17 protein-coding genes are annotated in these 17685 nt (G+C 44.7%); 3 read left to right on the top strand and 14 right to left on the bottom strand.

Annotated features, from left to right (window positions below; genetic code table 11):
• Positions 1–144: 144 nt before the first annotated feature.
• From fdxB to nifE, 4 genes are all read right to left on the bottom strand, one after another.
• Positions 145–435, bottom strand: a complete 291-nt coding sequence (fdxB, locus tag HUO09_RS06845; RefSeq protein WP_188233444.1) for a ferredoxin III, nif-specific — start codon at positions 433–435, stop codon at positions 145–147.
• A gap of 81 nt (positions 436–516) precedes the next feature.
• The gene (locus tag HUO09_RS06840) at positions 517–999 is read right to left on the bottom strand and encodes a NifB/NifX family molybdenum-iron cluster-binding protein (RefSeq protein ID WP_188233443.1); all 483 of its coding nucleotides are present in this window, start codon (positions 997–999) and stop codon (positions 517–519) included.
• Positions 999–2387 (bottom strand): nitrogenase iron-molybdenum cofactor biosynthesis protein NifN, encoded by a 1389-nt coding sequence (gene nifN / locus HUO09_RS06835; protein WP_188233442.1) that lies wholly within the window; start codon positions 2385–2387, stop codon positions 999–1001. The genes HUO09_RS06840 and nifN overlap by 1 nt, the downstream gene beginning before the upstream one ends.
• A gap of 10 nt (positions 2388–2397) precedes the next feature.
• Positions 2398–3825 carry a nitrogenase iron-molybdenum cofactor biosynthesis protein NifE gene (gene nifE, locus HUO09_RS06830; RefSeq protein ID WP_188233441.1) on the bottom strand — a complete coding sequence of 476 codons (1428 nt, stop codon included), beginning with the start codon at positions 3823–3825 and terminating at the stop codon, positions 2398–2400.
• Between the two features lie 438 nt (positions 3826–4263).
• Here nifE and HUO09_RS06825 point away from each other — a divergent pair, with 438 nt between their 5' ends.
• A complete protein-coding gene (locus HUO09_RS06825) occupies positions 4264–5667 on the top strand; it encodes an HD-GYP domain-containing protein (RefSeq protein ID WP_188233440.1) in 1404 nt (467 codons plus the stop codon).
• A gap of 58 nt (positions 5668–5725) precedes the next feature.
• Here HUO09_RS06825 and HUO09_RS06820 read toward each other — a convergent pair whose 3' ends face one another.
• The 10 genes from HUO09_RS06820 to pdxH form a co-directional block, all read right to left on the bottom strand.
• Positions 5726–6625, bottom strand: coding sequence for a DMT family transporter (locus HUO09_RS06820; protein ID WP_188233439.1), 900 nt, complete (start codon positions 6623–6625; stop codon positions 5726–5728).
• A gap of 296 nt (positions 6626–6921) precedes the next feature.
• A complete protein-coding gene (locus tag HUO09_RS06815) occupies positions 6922–7242 on the bottom strand; it encodes a hypothetical protein (protein ID WP_188233438.1) in 321 nt (106 codons plus the stop codon).
• Positions 7235–7945: a NifB/NifX family molybdenum-iron cluster-binding protein gene (locus tag HUO09_RS06810; RefSeq protein WP_223159337.1), complete on the bottom strand. Its 711-nt coding sequence runs from the start codon at positions 7943–7945 to the stop codon at positions 7235–7237. The genes HUO09_RS06815 and HUO09_RS06810 overlap by 8 nt, the downstream gene beginning before the upstream one ends.
• A gap of 14 nt (positions 7946–7959) precedes the next feature.
• Positions 7960–8181 carry a putative nitrogen fixation protein NifT gene (nifT, locus tag HUO09_RS06805; protein WP_167413034.1) on the bottom strand — a complete coding sequence of 74 codons (222 nt, stop codon included), beginning with the start codon at positions 8179–8181 and terminating at the stop codon, positions 7960–7962.
• A gap of 60 nt (positions 8182–8241) precedes the next feature.
• On the bottom strand, positions 8242–9807 hold the full coding sequence (nifK, locus tag HUO09_RS06800; RefSeq protein WP_188233437.1) for a nitrogenase molybdenum-iron protein subunit beta: 1566 nt from the start codon (positions 9805–9807) through the stop codon (positions 8242–8244).
• Positions 9808–9884: 77 nt separating this feature from the next.
• Entirely contained in the window at positions 9885–11354 is a 1470-nt protein-coding gene (nifD, locus tag HUO09_RS06795; protein WP_188233436.1) for a nitrogenase molybdenum-iron protein alpha chain, read from the bottom strand.
• Positions 11355–11406: 52 nt separating this feature from the next.
• The gene (gene nifH / locus HUO09_RS06790; RefSeq protein ID WP_167410750.1) at positions 11407–12282 is read right to left on the bottom strand and encodes a nitrogenase iron protein; all 876 of its coding nucleotides are present in this window, start codon (positions 12280–12282) and stop codon (positions 11407–11409) included.
• Between the two features lie 287 nt (positions 12283–12569).
• Positions 12570–14012 (bottom strand): coniferyl aldehyde dehydrogenase, encoded by a 1443-nt coding sequence (locus tag HUO09_RS06785; RefSeq protein WP_188233435.1) that lies wholly within the window; start codon positions 14010–14012, stop codon positions 12570–12572.
• A gap of 21 nt (positions 14013–14033) precedes the next feature.
• Complete coding sequence (locus HUO09_RS06780) at positions 14034–14510, bottom strand: Lrp/AsnC family transcriptional regulator (RefSeq protein ID WP_042479512.1); 477 nt, start codon at positions 14508–14510, stop codon at positions 14034–14036.
• Between the two features lie 141 nt (positions 14511–14651).
• On the bottom strand, positions 14652–15287 hold the full coding sequence (gene pdxH / locus HUO09_RS06775; protein ID WP_188233434.1) for a pyridoxamine 5'-phosphate oxidase: 636 nt from the start codon (positions 15285–15287) through the stop codon (positions 14652–14654).
• 284 nt (positions 15288–15571) lie between these two features.
• Here pdxH and HUO09_RS06770 point away from each other — a divergent pair, with 284 nt between their 5' ends.
• On the top strand, positions 15572–16963 hold the full coding sequence (locus HUO09_RS06770) for an HlyD family type I secretion periplasmic adaptor subunit (protein ID WP_188233433.1): 1392 nt from the start codon (positions 15572–15574) through the stop codon (positions 16961–16963).
• 56 nt (positions 16964–17019) lie between these two features.
• Positions 17020–17682, top strand: coding sequence for a transglutaminase-like cysteine peptidase (locus HUO09_RS06765; RefSeq protein ID WP_167410746.1), 663 nt, complete (start codon positions 17020–17022; stop codon positions 17680–17682).
• The last annotated feature ends 3 nt before the right edge of the window (positions 17683–17685 follow it).

Here is a 17685-nt window from a genome sequence, read left to right as displayed (position 1 = left end):
AATAATTTTAAATCGTGATCGAAATCCAACTTGGTGCATATGCACTAGAATTTGTTCTTAATTAGGAAATGAACAAACAAAGGGGAAAGAACGACTATTCTTACCCCAGAAAAATTCAATATATATCAGAATATTGAGTAAAATTTAGGCGCTGGCAGGCGCGAAGCTCTGACAGTTTTTTGGACACACTTTTGAACAAGCTTCGCATCCAATACAGTCCCCTGAATTTTTAAGAGTCATCACCATCATCACTTCATCGTCGTCAAAGTAATCGTCGTCTTCATCGATGTCTTCATTTTCAACCAAATCAAACACATCTCTAGAACATACCTTGTAACAACGACCACAGCCGATGCAGTTTTGTTTGTCGATTGCCTGAATAAATTGCGGCACCCATTCGGCACCGCCTTGGGTATAACCTACTCTATTGCTCACTGTTCTCTTCCTTGTTGATATTTAAACCATCCTTTTCACGCATAATCGTGCCAGCTATAACGTTCAAACTGGCCGCGACAGCTACCATTCTTCATCCATGAGCTGAGACAAACGTTTTTGGCTGTTCTGCTCGGTTTCCGCTTCTTCTCGCTGCTTCATAGCCCTTGCCAACCAACCCGAAGGCCCTTTTTGCAGCTCTTGTTGAATTTCCGACAAGATCTGATGAATGTCGTAACCTTGGTGTACTTTGATCGGCTGGATATAGTGTTCAATCAACTGCCTGATAGCCGCAGCGCCACAAGCATTGCAAAATACCGCTGAGCAGCCTGAAAGATCATTGATTCGACCTGGAAGCTTATCGTGGACACGATCCGATGTGGAATATTCAATAGCTTCGAACAAATGCCAGTCTTGTTCGCAGATACCGTAGATCAACATACCCAACGAGCTGCCAAAGTGCTGATCTACGGTCTGCCTATCATGGGTTGCAAAGGCAACTTTCACTTTAAAACTACTGGCATCAGGGCTGGGTTCGACATGCAATCTACGTTTATTTATGCTCATCACGCCCCCTTGCAACCTAGTGCCGTAGTTTTATTTGGTTTAACTTCGTGGGATTCAAAGCGATAAGCGCTAATATGAGCGGGCACTTCATCTGTGTGATTGCGTAGCAGCAAGTTAGCTAACGCAAACAGACGCTCGCGAATACCCTCATAACCGAACTGACGTATGTCCATATTTCCGAACTGGTCATGGCAAGGATATCCGGCACGCAATACGGAAACTTGAGACTCACACATTTGCGCCGCGTGGGTATTACTGATCACTGCTTTGAGGTGTGGATTAATCAGATCGATGGCGGAAAGATCGCCGATGATAACCTCATCTGCTTCGATATCCGATAAATGAGGCGCATCGATAGTCGTGATCAATTGTGAAATCCGCCCACCAAAGGACAGAAGGAGTTCGGCGTAGCCTTTGGCAAGATCCGGCTCTAACGCAATCACATACTCTTCTCGACTAAGCAGAAAATGGGTATCTAACATCGCATCTTGCACGCGTTGTCTGGCTCTCGTCATCCAGCTCGGTACATCGTGGCCACTGATCCGCGAAAGAGTCATGACAAGATCGTCCACCACATCCATATTCATACCCATACCAAATGATTGATAAGGAATGTCAAAACGCTGCTTGAGCCATTGGGCGAGATCAACCAAACCATCGCCCAGTACCAGTGTCATAACACTGTCCGACATCAGCTCTACCTCCATTACAGAGGTACCACCAGTGCTGGTTGCGTTGTACTCCGCTTCATCCAAATGCCCATCCAGTGACAACGATAAATCTGGCACGACAACAGCATCAAGCCCAAAAGCTTCGATGTACTGCTTGATAGTTTCTATATCTGCCGCGGTCATCCCCAAAGAGCAGAGCACATTCACCTGTTGGCGCTGACGAGGACGTAAAGTCGGGGGTTGAACGAGTTGCTTCACCACGCTACGCACAGCTTCGCAAAACCCGGTTTGCATCGAGCCGACAAAATCCGGTGTTGCCATTGACACAATGCGGATGTTGGCAAACTGCGGATTCTTAAGTTTGAAATCCGCTATCACCCGAAACACATCACAGCCTTGCATCTCTGTCAGACCAGTTGTCATTACTGCTATAAGCTCAGGGCTCTGCTTTTCACACAACAGCAGCAACGCTTCACTGAGATTTTCATCGCCTCCCATCACCGCAGAGACTTGGTCTATCGCGGTGTTCTGCAGAGGTATCGGCTCTCGCAGATGCTGAATCAAATAGACTTTGGCAAAAGCGCTACAACCTTGCGCACCGTGCATTAATGGAATTGAACGATGAAAGCCAAGTGACGCAAGTGTCGCTCCCGTGGCAGGGCTGGTTTTAAGTGGCTGAGAAACCAAAGGCGAATTCATTTTTCTTAAAGTAACCATGCGACTCTCCTTACTTTCCGTTCGCTAATGCCGTTGCATAGGAAAAGCTAGTTGCGGTTGTCTGAAGTGCCCAAGGGGCTTCACTGCGAGCCTTCGACCAGATCGGTGATTCCAAGGTGCGACATAGCTCTTGCGCCAAAGTCAGCATGCCTTTGTATCCTGCGTAGGCGTGTTCGCGTTCTTGGTTGATGTCCAAAAATGGCAAGCGCGCCTTGAGAGCTGTGTACATATTGCGTCCACCAGCAATCATGATGTCAGCGTTGTAGCGGTGATAGGTATCGAGAAGCAGTGACGCTCCACCTTCATCGAGCATCAAAGCCTCTTCCCCCATGATATCCATAATCCGTTTCTTATCTGACTGAGTGGATTTCCGCGTACCTGTCGCGACACATTCAACACCAAGTTCTTTTAGTGCACTAACAACAGACCAAGACTTCACTCCACCGGTATAAAGCAGTGCTTTCTTGCCTTTAAGGCGTTCAACATAAGGTTTGAGTGCTTCACGTGTCTGAGCTTCTTCTCGGGCAATTAAAGTCTCTGCTTCTTCGATTAGGCGCTCATCTTTGATTAAACGAGCAAAGGATCGCAGCGCAGCTGAAGTATCTTCGATGCCGTAAAAGCTGCCTTCAAACCAAGGGATATGCCATTTTTCTTCTAGCTTACGGGCAACATTGACTTGTGCTCGGGCGCACACCACCATAGCCGCATCAGCACGATGCATGGTTTGAATTTGATGAAATTGGGTGTCGCCAGCCAAGCAGCACAGTACGCGTAAACCCAGTTGTTCAAATAACGGAGAAACATGCCAGAACTCTCCGGCAATGTTGTATTCGCCGATCAAGACGATGTCATGCACATGTCGCGTTGGGTCATGTTTCATCAAGGGTTTCGCGGGCGGCTCTGCACTGCCGATTACCCGCTCAAACATCACATTGCCTGCAATGCGGTTACCAAGGTTTTTATTGCCATAGAATCCTGCGGCATCAACAGGGATCACAGGAATATTCCAGCGCTCTTTCGCCAGCTGACAAATCGATTCAATGTCGTTGCCCTCCAACGCTGGCACACATGTCATATAAACAAACACGGCCGGCGGAGCATGTTTTTCGATCAGTTGTTTAATGGCATGAAGCAGGCGCTTTTCCGCTCGCCCCATAATCACATCTTGCTCATTTAGGTCAGTAGTAAAACCATAACGAAACAAGTTTGTGCCCGTGGCACGAGTACCTCGGTTGTTCCAGCTGTTACCCGCACAACCAATCGGTCCGTGAACAATATGCCCAACATCGGCAATCGGTAATAAGCTGATTTGCGCTCCGTCAAAAGTGCAGCCTCCAGCGGTAGCACCCGGTTTGGGACGGCTGCAGCCACTTTTACTGCCTGAGTTATGCTCGCAGGCAGGTTCATCTTGTAAGAGTTTTATTTCGGACTGCTTCATAGTGCCTCCAACGGTCTACATCAAACGATGTTGTGACATTCAATCCTTGAATGTCGCTTTAGTCGGTGAAGTTGCAATTAGAGCGCCAAAAATAACTGATTGATAAATAAAGTTTATTTAGAAAATGGAACGCACGATTGTCGTAAAACGGACAAAGCCAAACAGAAGGTACGACAAAAAGTAAAGTGGTTGATACGCGAATTTTATCAGGTGTGATGATGGGTCTTGCTATCACAGCCTGCTAGCATGATTTGGGACAGGAATCCTCTAGAAATTAAATTAGAGCGGGTGATTTCGGATAAGAGAATATATGGCAAAAATCTAAGATAATGGCAATGTCACTAAGCCACTACAGTATTTTTCTTGTTTTATTTGTGATTAGGTCATTATGTAAGATTTCACTATACTTTTTGTTTAAATATTAATAAGTAGAGTGCGATGTTATTACAAGGTTCGAATCTCAATATGCCTCTGGCCGAGCTGATTTCTTCACTGACATTAGCATTAGATATGACAGAGGGACAGCCTCCAGAGCACAGTATGCGTTGCTGCTGGATTGGAATGCATATTGGGGAGCGAATGAACCTCTCATCATCAGAGCTCCATGACCTTTATTTTACGTTACTTCTCAAGGATGCTGGCTGCAGCAGCAATGCAGCTCGTATCTGTGAACTCTACGCCACCGATGATCTTATATTTAAACAACGTTATAAAACTGTCGGTACTAGCCTGACGAGTGCGATTAATTTCGTACTAAAAAATGCAGGCTCGGGAGAACATTGGCACAAGCGTATCTCAACCACGATTGATATTTTGAAAAATGGTACAGATTATGCTCAAGAACTGATTCAAACGCGTTGTACAAAAGGGGCAGAAGTTGCTCGTGAGCTCTTGTTCAGTGAAAATGTGGCTCAAGGTATACAGCATTTGGATGAGCACTGGGATGGATCAGGTCGTCCTGATGGGTTGATTCATGATCAAATCCCACTATTTTCAAGAATTGCCCTCCTCGCTCAAGTGATGGATGTTTTTCAACGTGAACATGATTTGAATATTGCATTTTCTGAACTAGAAAGTCGTTCCGGAAACTGGCTAGATCCTAACTTAGTGGCCATCTCTAAACAGTTGAAAGACAATCCTGAGTTCCTTAAGGCACTGAATGCCCCATCGATAGTCCCTTTTGTACTCTCTATGTCACCCGCCCAAGCGATGATTCCATTAGATGATGATTATTTCGATCGAATTGTGACTGCTTTCGGAAAAATTATTGATGCCAAGAGCCCTTTTACCTCCGGCCACAGTTCCAGAGTGGCTATTTTTAGTACGCTCATAGCCGAAGAACTCAAGGTAGACAAAGAGGATCGATTATGGCTGAAACGTGCGGCACTCTTACATGATCTAGGTAAACTTGGGGTAAGTAACACGATCTTGGATAAACCAGGAAAATTGGATGATGACGAGTGGGCAAAAATACAAAATCACGCGGTGTTTACCAGAGAGATCATTGAAAAGATCTCGCCTTTAAAACAATTCGCCAAAATGGCAGCTGCTCATCATGAAAAGTTAGATGGGACAGGCTATCCCGATAAACTGGTTGCCGATGAAATCTCGATGATGACACGGATTATTACCACAGCAGATATTTTTGATGCCATTACGGCTGAACGCCCTTATCGAGGTGCCATTCCAATACCAAAAACTTTAGAAATCATGGAAGAAAATGTTGGAACAGCCATCGACCCATTGTGCTTTAATGCGCTAAAAGCGGCACTAAGCAAACTGCCAGAGAAGTATATGAAAGATATTGGGAAGAGTGGGGTTCCCGCGTCACCGATGCTCTAGGTTGACTTGCAAAAATAAAGAATGAGCGCAAGTGAATACGACGACTAGAGTCAGCCCTTCACGCTTTTACAGCTTCCTGCTTTACCGGACGAACAATCAACCATACTGCTATAGCCACTATTAGTGAGCCTAAAATAAACCCTTGGCTAATTGCTTCATCAAGCACCACGAATCCCCACAAAATGGCGAAGGGAGGAATTAGAAACGTTACTGTCATTGCTCGTAGCGGTCCGATATCACTGATTAAGCGGAAAAACACAATATAGGCACAAGCAGTACAAATCACGCCAAGCGCAATAATGCAGGCCCACACTTCGGCTTGCGCCCAGTTAATGGTGGTATCGGTAGTGCTGCTGAAAAGAAACAACGGCAACAGAAAAGTGGTCGCTCCTATTTGGCTACCAAACGCAACGATTTTTGAATCCAAACCGCCTCGATTGTTGATCCATTGACGGGTAAGAAAACCGGAAACCGCATAACAACTAGTGGCAACCAGACAAGCAAGTCCGCCAAATATCAACGCTTGTGCTGATTCCGCCTCACCAAAAGTAGTGATAATCGCAATCCCTAACGCGCCAAGAAACACTGCGGCCCACTTACTTAAAGTAAGTTTCTCGGCAAAAAAAGAAAATCCAATTAGCGCTCCCATTAAAGGCGTGGTGGCATTCAGTACTGCAGAATAGCCTGCAGGAAGCCATTGCGCCGCGATGCAATACATCATAAATGGCACACCAGAATTAATAATTCCAAGCATAAAACACGCGCGAAATTTGCCTTCAAATCGAATAGGACATCTGAGCACCAACAAAATCACAGCCAAACCGGTAAAACCAAAAAACACGCGCAAAAATGCACTATTGATTGCGCCAAACTCTGGAACCGTTATACGCATGAACAGAAAACTCGCTCCCCAAATTGCCGCGAGAGCCAATAATCGAGTGTAATCAGATAACCGCATTTTTAATCCTATCGAATACTAAACAACTAAATTTGAACGATTTATCTAGCTGCTATTTGATGTTTGAGCTCGGCGAGCGATAAATTCAGCACAATCAAGCCGAATCGAAGGTAAGAGCTTAAATGAGAATGAATAATTAACGAACAGGTATTTCTATCACAATTAACTATTTCTAATCTATGGCTTTTTATAATTGAGTGAGCGCACTCTTTGCATGCTAAGAGGCGCTTTAAATAGATAGGATTAGTGCTGATTACCGTAAAAAGCAGGAAGTGTTTTTAAAGCCAAGTTTGGTTTCACTCATCTCGAAGTGCAATCACAAGACCACTGCATGCAGCTAAATCAAAGGTCAACGCGCTACAACCAGACAAGCTGTGCGAAACTAAATGAAGATCAAAGCCATTAGCTTCAATATAAGCATCATTTGCTCCCATCTCTTGCTCAAAACAGAGAGTAAAGCGCAGTTCAGGATAGCTTTGCTTCAAGCTATCCAAAGTGTGCTGATTAATGTCCGACTGCGTCTCTAGTTTGGCGACGATGTCCGACAAAACGGAGGAAGAAAGATGCGTAAGCTGCATCGAGCTTGACGCGGGAGATTTTATTGTTACCTCACTCATAACTCTCCTCCAGCACCAATTCGCTCACCTCTTGTACACTCTTTTCTAAACCAAGAATACGCTTGACCCAAGGTGGTGGATTAGTCGCGATGACTTGCGAAAGATCATCCAACACGATTGAGGCTTCCACTGGCGCGGTTTTCTTAATCGGATGAATATTGGCGCGAGTCACACGTGCAGCGGCTGGGCCACCAATCGAAAGGGTAAATAGCATATGGCAATCGCGAATTCTATCCAGCATTGCAATGGCTCGCTCCTCGCCTTTTTTCTCCATCGGCATTTCACGCACGTCAACCAGTTGATGCTGGGTTGCATTAACTTCATAGATCAAAACACGCAAACAGGAACCATAGTGCCCATTGACCATTTCGCCTTGGTTTGATGTCAACGCCACGCGCAGTTTTGGCCCAGAGATAGGCGTTTGCAAAGAGATTTCTGGCGCAGAAACATCACTGATTTCTGGATTACAAAGCACATTCAAAGCATTAGACACGTCCTTGCGAGTTGGCCCTGAACCTAGCGAACCGACCATTAAACGGAAGGCTTTCGGTGATAAACCGACAAGCTTAGTTTCAGTCAGCGGCTCTCCAAGGTGCTGAATCAACAACCCCAACAGCGATCGCAGTTCAATATTGGGCAACGACTTAGACGCTAAAGCAATGCGTATCGCCGCTTGGTCGGAAATGGTATTGTCCATCATCATATCGTCCTCCTAAATCAAGCTGCTTGTAATCGTCTTGCTTTTACGGTGATTGGCAGTTTGGGTTTTGTTCCCATTGGGTCAATGTGATAAATCGCCCCATTGGCTAATCGCACTTCACCACCCCATTTGCTTTCGCTATCAAACTCAAAATAAGTGATCACTTCTTCCAGATCTTTCTTCGGTAAATAAAGCGACAGTTCGTTATTTTCGTTGTACTGAATCATTACATTCGCCATAACCTTTCCCTCTGTTTGGCTGATAAAAAGGCCGACAGAACACTCCGTCGGCCATTTGCATTAGCGAACTAAGTCAAAGCCAAGGTCAGTTTTACCTAAGTCGCTTGTTGAACGATCCAGCTTCGCAAGTACTTCGTTAACTAAAGTAGTTAGAACATACATTGCGCCTTCATAGCCCAGTGTTGATTGGCGATGTAGGTGGTGGCGGTCGAAGATTGGGAAACCGATACGAACAAGTGGTACTTCAAATTCAGGACCTTTTGCTTTGGTATCACGCTCGATGAATTTACCGTAAGAGTTACCAATCAATAGATCAGGTTTGTCAGTAAACATCAATGAACGTAGGTGCCACAAATCTTGTTTGAAGAACACTTCTGCGCCTGCACCGTATGGTGTTTCCGCAAGTTGTGCCTCGATTTGTTTCTTCCATTTTTTCGAACCGTTATTACAAAGAACATGCTTAATTTCGCAACCAAGCTCGGTTAGGAACTTACACATACCCAAGAGGTAATCTGGGTCACCGTATAGCGAAATCGTTACGCCGTGCAACCAAGTGTGCGAGTCAGTCATCATATCAACCAAACGACCACGCTCTTTAGTTAGCGACGCAGGGATTGGCTTGCCAGTCACTTCAGATACTTTCATCAAGAAATCATCCGTCCACTCTAGGCCCATAGGGATAGTGGTTTTTGGCACTTCGTGTTTCCAAACGCCTTCGATGTATTTCTTAGTTTTCACAAGTTGATCAGGCTGAAGCAAGAAAGTTGTTTTCGCATTCGGGGCATCTTTCATTTCTTCAATTGAAGTACCACCTGAGTACATACGGTATTCACCGTCTGCAGGGGTATCCAATACTTCAGATGGATCACATAGGAAAGAGTAATCAACGTCCATTTCTTTCAACATACGATGAATGACGCGATAGTTACCAAGATACGTTTCAAATCCGGGAACAATGTTTATTTTGCCATTGCTGCCAGCACTAATACTTTCTACATCAGTAAAGTATTTCATCATGCCTTCAAACATTCCGTCCCAACCTGTCACATGACTACCCACAAATGATGGAGTATGCGCAAACGGTGTTGGTAGTTCTGCTGGGATATGACCTTTCTGCTTTGCATTATTGATAAACGCATTCAAGTCATCACCAATTACTTCAGCCATACAGGTAGTCGAGACCGCCACCACTTCTGGTTTGTAGAGCGCGAAAGCGTTTTCCAAACCCTGAAACATGTTGTCCTGCCCACCGAATACCGCAGCGTCTTCTGTCATCGAGTCAGAAACACAAGCGATGGGCTCTTTGAAGTGACGGTTAAAGTAAGAACGGAAATACGCTACACAACCTTGAGAGCCGTGTACGTAAGGTAATGTTTTCTCAAAACCTAGAGAACACAATACCGCACCCAATGGCTGACATGCTTTTGCCGGGTCAATCGTAATGTGTTTACGCGCAAAGTTAATCTCTTGGTATTCTTTCGTTGTTGTCCATTCAAAGGTTTCACGAACCTTCTCAGCATCAACGCCTTGTTCAAAAGATGCGCGCTTATTCGCCATCATCTCTTGATATTCTGGTTGCTGAAAGAGAGCATAACCAGTTTTGATATCTTCAACTTTTTGAGTCATGAGTATTCTCCTACCGTGCCACTAATCTGTGAACTCCGGCTCGGGTTACATTAATTGGAAATCCTTTCCAACTCACATTAAGCAGTTTTCGCTAACGCGTCGTCTGATGCTTCTTCCAACCAAGGTGCTTTCATCTTGTTCCAGCAAGGGTTGTTGATTGTCAAATCCATATCGCGAGCGAAAATAGCGAAGCCATCGACACCGTGGTAAGGACCTGAGTAATCCCAGCTATGCATTTGACGGAATGGGAAGCCCATTTTCTGGAATACATACTTCTCTTTAACACCGGAGCCAATAAGGTCTGGTTTAAGGGCTTTAACGTATTCTTCCAGTTCATAAGCACTTGCGTCATCGAAGAGAAGCGTTGAATCTTTCACTTCCGGTGTCGTTTTCACGTAGTCATCGTTATGTGCAAACTCATAACCAGCACCTGTGATTTCCATACCTAAATCTTCGTACGCGCCAATGATATGACGAGGACGCAGACCACCGACATAAAGCATCACTGACTTGCCTTCGAGACGAGGACGATATTTATCAATAACCGCTTGCCATTGTTCACGGTAGCGCGCGATGACGTCTTCAGTTTGCTTTTGAATCTTCTCATCGAAGAATGCCGCGATTTTGCGCATTGACTCCTCGATCTTGGTAGGACCAAACAGGTTGTACTCTACCCATGGAATCCCATTTTTCTCTTCCATGTAGCGAACGATGTAGTTCATAGAGCGGTAACAGTGAACCAGGTTCAACGCCACTTTGGGTGTGTTTTTCATTTCCGGTAACGTACCGTCACCAGACCATTGAGCAACAACACGCAACCCCATATCTTCGAGAATGATACGAGAAGACCAAGCGTCCCCACCGATGTTGTAGTCACCAATAATGGCGACGTCATAAGGCGTTGATTCGATTTTCTCTTCACCTTCAGATGCATCCAGTACATAGTCACGAATGGTATCGTTGGCGATATGGTGACCCAGAGACTGAGATACACCACGGAAACCTTCACAACGTACAGGCACGATCGTTTTACCGATTTCTGCACCTTTGATTTTGGCAACCGCTTCGATATCGTCACCAATCAGACCAACCGGACACTCAGACTGAATGGAAATACCTTTTGATAGCGGGAACAATTGTTCTAGCTCATCAATCGCTGCGGAAAGTTTTTTATCGCCACCAAAAACGATGTCACGTTCCTGGAAGTCAGTCGTTACGTTCAACGTACCAAAAGAGTCAACACCCGTTGTACCTGAGTAGTAGTTACGACGACCCGCACGCGAGTACTGGCCACAGCCTACCGGACCGTGTGAGATATGAATCATATCTTTGACTGGTCCCCACACTACCCCTTTGGAGCCTGCGTACGCACAACCACGTACCGTCATGACACCAGGAACCGTTTTACGGTTAGAGGTGATACAGGTTCCTTCGGATGTAGAATCGGTGACCGCGACGTGTTTCTTACGATCTTCACGCGCTTTCTCAGGATAGACTTCCAACACCTCGTCTATCAGCGCCTGCTTTTGTTCTTTATTCATCGACATATTCTGTCTCCAAATTGATTAAAGCGTATTTAGATAACTCTAAATCAGTCGCTTACGCTAACTCAGCCGCCGTTTTACCAACGATAGACTCGTCTTCCACTTCCATGATGCCGAATTCCATGAGTAGGTCTTCCAACTCATCCATGGTGCATGGCTCAGGAATCACGAACATTTCGTTCTCAATAACTTTCTTAGCAAGAGCACGGTATTCGTCAGCTTGGTTACAATTTGGGTCATATTCGATAACCGTCATACGACGTATTTCTGCACGTTGTACGATGTTGTCACGAGGAACGAAGTGAATCATTTGAGTGCCGATCTTCTCGGCAAGCGCCATAATCAACTCATCTTCGCGGTCAGTGTTACGAGAGTTACAGATAAGGCCAGCAAGACGAACACTACCTGTCGCAGCGTACTTACAAATACCTTTGGAGATGTTGTTGGCAGCGTACATTGCCATCATTTCACCAGAAACAACGATGTAGATTTCTTGCGCTTTATTTTCACGAATTGGCATCGCGAAACCACCACATACCACGTCACCAAGAACATCGTAGAATACGAAATCGAGGTCTTCCTCGTATGCACCTTCTTCTTCCAGGAAGTTGATCGCTGTGATTACCCCACGACCTGCACAACCAACACCTGGCTCTGGACCGCCTGACTCAACACATTTAACGTCGCCGTAACCAGTCAGTAGTACATCTTCCAGTTCGATGTCTTCAACAGTACCGGCTTCCGCTGCCATTTCCATGATGGTGTTTTGCATCTTAGTGTGTAGGATAAGACGAGTTGAGTCCGCTTTCGGGTCACAACCGATAATCATTACTTTCTTACCTGCTTCAGCCAGTGCTGCTACTAAGTTCTGAGTAGTAGTTGACTTACCGATGCCGCCTTTTCCGTAAATTGCACATTGACGAATTGCCATGGTCTATCTCCTTATTAAATTAGACTCACGGTCGTTATTGCGATATTTGTACCATCAGAAAATCAGCGATTTTTCATACAGTTAGTTATTGGCGTGAGAAGCAACAAGCAAACATTGTCTGCTTTGCAACAAGCCTTTGTCGGCTGATTGTTCTAGGAGTGGATGGTACGAGAAGCTAACTGTACAAGAGGTTAATTGTGCGAGCGATTGGTTGGCGCAGTTGCTATCGAGAATCGATAAAAATGATAAAAGGCGCACAGGCGCCTTTATAAATGAGATTGGTAGAGCTAGCGAATCAAGAAACGATTAAGCAGATACAGAATCGTTTTACGATAACTCAATATCCATGAACTACGTGGCAATTTACTCCAAGAGCGCACGACCGTTTTAGCATGGGTAAATGTCTTAAAGCCCTCGATGCCGTGATAGTGCCCCATTCCAGAATCACCAATGCCGCCGAATGGCGCGGAATCTGCGGCTACATGCATCAATGTATCGTTAATACACATTCCGCCACTGTGAGTGTGCTTAAGTACATAGTCAGCAATATCGTTATCATCCGTCATGAGATACAGAGCTAAAGGTCGAGACTGAGTGTTCACTCTTTCTATTGCCTCTTCAATGGTTTTATAACCAATGACAGGCAGAATTGGCCCAAAGATTTCATTTTGCATTAGCCACATATCGTCAGTGACATTAGTGACTAGACTTGGCGCCATCTGCGTTGCTTTCAGTTCAACCGACTGTTTTACAGTGTAAATCTGCGCACCTTTTTGTTTCGCATCGTCAAGGTAACTTTGCAGACGCTCTAACTGGGCTTGATTGATGATACCCGCACAGTCCAATTCGCCGTGTTTGTTGATAAAACGTTTCGTAAAACGCTTCAGATACAACTCGACAAACTGCTCAACCTTATCGGCAGGTAGCATCACGTAATCTGGCGCAATACAGATTTGCCCTGAGTTAATCGCTTTACCTTGCATGATGTTGTCGATACTGCGAACTAAGTCAGCATCCGGTGCGATAATCGCCGGCGATTTTCCGCCCAGTTCCAGAGTAACAGGGGTTAAATTTTTCACCGCAGATTGAGCCACGAGTTTGCCAACGGGTGTTGAACCCGTGAAAAGCAGGTGATCAAATGGCAGAGAACTGAACGCCGTGGCGATAGTTAAATCCCCTTCCATACAAACCGCGATATCACCTAGCGAACCGATAATACGAGTCAAAACTTTGTTGGTTTCGGGCGTGTATTCACTGAACTTAATCATCGCTTGGTTACCGGCCGCAATGGCAATAACAAGAGGAGACAAGCTGAGCATTGCAGGGAAGTTCCACGGAACAATAATGCCGACCACACCTAAGGGTTGATAGTGTACTTGCACTTTCGAGGGCAGAACCAATAACCCCGCATGACGGCGCGATGGCTTCATCCACTTTTTAAGATGCTTTTGAGTGTACTTAATCTGGTTAATGACAGGCAGTACATCACAAAAAGTACTGTCAAAGTGCGGACGGAAACCGAAGTCTTCGCTCAAAGCTTCCACTAACGCGTTTTTTTCTTTAAGCAATGCAGCATGTAAAAACGACAGACGTTGTAATCTCTGCTCTAAACTGGGTGATGGGTCATTAGCGTATTGAAGGCGAAGACGGCTGTATTGCGCGTGCAGTACTTCTAGCTCAGTCACTTGTAATTTTTGCCACTGAGCTTCTACAGCGGATACTCGATTCATATTATCTCCTACCAGACAACGTTATAACGTGGAAAGAAGTTCTGGGTTAATACCAAAGCTTGTCTTATGTTCTTCAATCACAAACTCACTTCTTGTCTGAATCACGCCAGGCAGTGTACCTAATCGTCCAGACATAAACGCTTGGTAAGCTTTCATATCTTTGACGCGAACTTTAATCATGGTATCGAAGTCACCTGACAGAGAATAACAAGACTCAATTTCAGGAATGTCTTCCACTGCGCGAGCAAAACGTTCAAAAATGGAGAAACAGGTTTGATCTAAACGAATATGAATAAAAACCTGAACATCTAAGCCTAACTTTTCTGGATTTAACTCAGCGTGATAGCCTTTGATGTAACCTTCTTTTTCAAGTCGCTTAACTCGATCAGAACAAGGTGATGTGGTGAGATTCACTAACTTCGCCAGTTCAACCACTGGCAGTCTGCCTTTAGTGTGTAAAATACGCAGGATTTGTTGATCCACACGGTCTAGATTCATAGCTCAATACTTTTCCAACAGTCATTGCGCCATACAATACTGGCTAATAACGGCAGGATGAACCTCATCATTATGTGTTGTGAGCATAATCACAATCAAAAACAAAGGGCATCAGATGATGCCCTTTGTTGTGTCAGATAACTATGGTGCTAAGCGGTCAACCGTCCAAGTATCGTTTGTTTTGCTAAATAAGAAACGGTCATGCAAACGATGCTCCCCTCCCTGCCAAAATTCAATGCTCTCTGGTCTAACACGATATCCACCCCAGAAACTAGGAACCGGAATCTCACCATTCGCAAACTTCTGTTTCAGCTCTAAATATTTGCCTTCCAAAATACCGCGAGCAGAAATGCGACTACTTTGATGACTAGCGATAGCAGCAATTTGGCTATCTTTTGGACGAGAAGTAAAGTACTTCATATTTTCTAAGGCACTCAGCTTTTCTGCCGTGCCTGTAATATGAACTTGTCTTTCTAAAGGATGCCAAGGGAAATGGATACTGACTTTGTTATTGTGTTCAATGTGCTGTGCTTTTCTGCTTCCCAAGTTGGTATAGAAAACAAAACCATTTTTATCTAGGTTCTTCAGCAGAACAATACGTTGAAAAGGCTGACCATTTTGATCTACGGTCGCAACCGTCATCGCTGTTGGGTCAGTTAGTTTTGCATCAATCGCTTGTTGTAACCATAAGTTGAACTGATCAATAGGATCAGCAAGCAAATCCTTACGTCTCAAACCACCTTGGATGTACTCACGGCGAATATCTGAAAGATCCATTTCTACTCCTCGTATTTTTTTGCCGATTGTCCTCTGAACTGTTACAGAACTCAAGCGATTCACCAGTAGATAAGCGTTAACAGCGAGAAATTATGATCTTAACTAAAGTTAAGAAAAACAACTCATAGACCAAATAAGCAAGCTAACAATTCAACAAACCTATCGAAAAAACGAATGAATTCAAAAATTAAATGGAAATAGCTATACGCATTCCATAATTAACATTTATTCTTATAGGTAAATCAATAAGCGATTAGCGACGAACCGCAATATCAAGGAACATCATGAGCAAGAGTAGTTACAATAAGCTCTCCGCGACAGAACTAGAGTATGTCGACGACCAAACAGCCGCACTACTGCTAAACACACCAAGTAGTGCGAGGGTCATGCTTTGGGTGATGATCGCCTTTTTTATCGCAGCTTCCGCATGGGCTTCTTGGGCAGAAATCGATCAAGTCACCCGAGGTCAAGGAAAAGTCGTGCCATCGTCACAAGTCCAGGTCATCCAAAACTTGGAAGGCGGTCTGGTAAAACAGATATTGGTTCGAGAAGGTGAGCAAGTTCAAAAGGGCCAACAACTGATCCTGATTGACGACACCCGATTTCGCTCAGATTTCCGCGAACGTGAACAACAAGTAGCCAACTTAACGGCAAACGTGTTGCAGCTCTCTGCATCACTTTCCAGTGTCACAATTGATGAAGATTTTTCTGAAAAAAATTGGGAAAACAGTGTACGTATTGATTACAACAAACTCGCATTCCCTCCCCTACTCAAAGATACAAAGCCTGAGCTGGTAGCACGTCAACGCGCCGAATATCAGCAAGATTTGGACAATTTGAGAAACCAAATTTCTGTAATGACTCAGCAAGTGAAGCAGAAGCAACAAGAACTGATAGAGATTCAGGCAAGAATCAAAAACCTTCGCCAAAGCTATAATTTTGCGAATAAAGAACTGGAAATCACCAAACCTTTAGCCGATGAAGGTGTGGTGCCACGAATTGAGCTTCTCAAATTGCAACGTCAGGTGAATGACACTCGTCGTGAACTCACTTCCAGTGAGCTAAAAGTGCCTGTATTGAGATCAAACATTCGCGAAGCGATGCTGAGCCGGATAGATACCGCTCAAAAATTCCGTTCCCAACAACAACAAGAACTCAACCAAGTACAGGATAAGCTCTCTTCAATGACAGAATCTGCGGTGGGATTAGAAGACCGCGTAAATCGAACTGTCGTTATTTCGCCTGTCACTGGTACAGTGAAGACCCTGAATGTGAATACCGTGGGCGGTGTCATTCAGCCGGGTATGGATATCGTTGAAATCGTTCCGACAGAAGACACGCTGCTTGTGGAAGCACAAATAGCCCCTCAGGATATCGCTTTCCTACGCCCTGATTTACATGCAATTGTGAAATTCAGCGCTTACGATTTTACTAAATACGGCGGCTTAGAAGGTACTCTAGAACATATCAGTGCCGATACTTCACAAGATGAAGAAGGCAACAGTTTTTATTTGGTTCGAGTGCGTACCAATGAGACTTCGTTGGGCCACGATGAAAATCTGCCGATTATTCCGGGGATGACAGCATCGATTGACATTATTACCGGTAAACGAACAGTAATGGAGTACTTACTTGAACCGATTCTTAGAGCAAAGAAAAACGCCTTGCGGGAATAACAGCGAATGCTCAAGTATGAACTAACCCTTTTCAACAACAGTAATTGGGACACGCTATGAAGCGCTGGCTAGCTGCAACGCTTATCCTGATGACTTCATCCTTGTCACTGGCGCTCAGCAAACAAGAGCAAAAGTGGATTGATGCTGTCTCTGCGACTTATGGTCAAAGAGCGGGTAAACGCGTTGCGACCTGGCGTGCAGAAATGGTTCGTTATCAAAGCTTGTCAGAGAGAGAACAACTCACTCAGGTGAATCGTTTTTTTAACCAGCTTTACTTTGTTAACGACATTCAGCTGTGGGGAAAAAATGACTACTGGGCAACACCACTGGAATTTCTGGGCAGTAATGCAGGAGACTGTGAAGACTTCACGATTGCGAAGTATTTCTCCCTGCTTGAACTTGGTGTATCAGATAAAAAACTGCGCCTCGTGTACGTTAAAGCCATCGAGCTGAACCAGTTCCACATGGTTCTTGCCTACTACTCAACGTCGAATGCAGAACCGTTGATTTTAGACAACATCAACGGGGAAATAAAACCCGCTTCAACTCGTAGAGACTTGTTACCTATATACAGTTTCAACGGTAAAAACTTGTGGCTAATGAAATCTAAGAACGGCCAGCTTGCTGGTGACTCTTCACGTCTTAGCCTTTGGAATGATTTACGCGCTCGAGAGCGCTCTCTTAAACTGAATAAACCACTAATCAGTTACGATGAGTAGGTA

The organism is Vibrio sp. Y2-5 (genome assembly GCF_014596725.1).
In the GTDB taxonomy this organism is placed as follows: Bacteria; Pseudomonadota; Gammaproteobacteria; order Enterobacterales; family Vibrionaceae; genus Vibrio.
Note: the sequence above shows the minus strand (reverse complement) of the source record. Positions and strands in the feature narration are given on the sequence as shown.